Source organism: Dellaglioa sp. CoH-57-MRSF-16, from assembly GCF_056782055.1.
On the sequence record NZ_JBXAXZ010000238.1, the window covers coordinates 1 to 233 of the forward strand.

Below are 233 nucleotides of genomic sequence, written 5' to 3' on the forward strand. Positions count from 1 at the left end.
AAATCAGATGCTCGTTGACGCGCGCATTCTCCACGTGGTGATGTGCCAGCGTGTGAGCGATCTTCGAAATGGGGAAGGCCGCGACCGGAGTCGTGCCGCGCTCACCAAAACCTGCGTGCATCCATTGATGCAGCATCGGATAGATGTCGATCTCACGCAGCGCGCTCCACTCTGTGGTCGTCATCTGTTGAGCTTCGGCCTTCGTGATGCGGAAGTCGAGAAACACCACCGCC

Annotated in this window: 1 protein-coding gene; it reads right to left on the minus strand. The window is 58.4% G+C overall.

Going from position 1 to position 233, the window contains the following annotated elements:
- Positions 1 to 233 (minus strand): hypothetical protein (locus tag AC1RPH_RS08545; protein ID WP_481762158.1); only part of this gene is annotated, 233 nt, incomplete at both ends.